The 905-nt window shown below is 76.6% G+C and carries 2 protein-coding genes; both read right to left on the bottom strand.

Features of this window, described 5'->3' with window-relative positions:
- Positions 1-14 precede the first annotated feature (14 nt).
- Positions 15-242: a hypothetical protein gene (locus MN205_RS14025; RefSeq protein WP_242128294.1), complete on the bottom strand. Its 228-nt coding sequence runs from the start codon at positions 240-242 to the stop codon at positions 15-17.
- Between the two features lie 50 nt (positions 243-292).
- A complete protein-coding gene (locus MN205_RS14020) occupies positions 293-832 on the bottom strand; it encodes a hypothetical protein (RefSeq protein ID WP_242128292.1) in 540 nt (179 codons plus the stop codon).
- Between the last annotated feature and the right edge of the window lie 73 nt (positions 833-905).

The raw sequence follows: 905 nt of genomic DNA, 5'->3' as shown, positions 1-905 counted from the left end.
CCGCGGGAGGGGGATCACCAGGTGCGCGTGCGCAGTTGCGGCTCCACGCCCAGCAGCTCGGCCAGGCCCAGCTCCAGGTGGAGGGAGCGGCCCAGCACCTCCCCGGCGCCCACGCCCACCACGGTCCACCCCAGTCGCGCCAGGTGGGCGCGCCGCCGCTCGTCCCTCGCGCGCTGCTCGGTGCCCTCGTGGAACTCCCGCCCGTCGTACTCGACCGCGAGCATCCGTTCCGGCCAGCCCATGTCCAGCCGGTACGGGCGCCCACGACCCCGCGGTACCTCGATCTGCGCCGTCAGCGGCGGGAACCCCGCGTCCGCGCAACGCAACCGCAGCCACGACTCACCGGGCGACTCGGCGCCGGGGTCGGCCAGGTCGAACAACCGCCGGGCCCGGCCACGCCGCGCTCACCGGGCTGCAGCGCGAGACGGGAGTGCGCCTCCGGGACGTCGAAGAGCCCCTGCCGCAGCCCCAGGTCGAGCATCGCCAGCGCAACCGGGGGTGACTCGAAGCGGGCCGCGTCCAGGGCGGTGCGTAGCGCCGACGTGACAGGCAGGCCCTCGACCACGACGACGTCGCCGTCGGTGACGGCCGAGTACGAGCGGATCCCCGGCCGGCGCAGGGCCGGCGTCCCCGCAGGCAGAACGACCTCCACGTCGGGCCGGGAACCGGCCTCGTGCGGCATCCCGGACCGGAAGCCGTGCACCCCGGCTGCGCTGCGCCGGGCGATCGCCGCCCCCGCCGGCAGGACCGAGGCCGCTGCACGCAGGCGCACCCGCTCGCTGGTGGCGGGGTCGCTGAGGACGTCGGAGCGCGGTGCGGTGGTCGGTGGCACGGGCGCAGCGTGCCTGCCCCTGCTCCCGCGGCCGCCCGTTCGTCCACAGCCCCCACCTCGCGGTGATCAAGGA

The organism is Kineococcus sp. TRM81007, assembly GCF_022669155.1.
In the GTDB taxonomy this organism is placed as follows: domain Bacteria; phylum Actinomycetota; class Actinomycetes; order Actinomycetales; family Kineococcaceae; genus Kineococcus.
This window is presented reverse-complemented; position numbering and strand designations above follow the sequence as displayed.

Bases quoted from the DNA above. Each gene is read 5' to 3' on its own strand.
- MN205_RS14025 (WP_242128294.1), bottom strand. From the start codon at position 242: ATGGGCTGGCCGGAACGGATGCTCGCGGTCGAGTACGACGGGCGGGAG.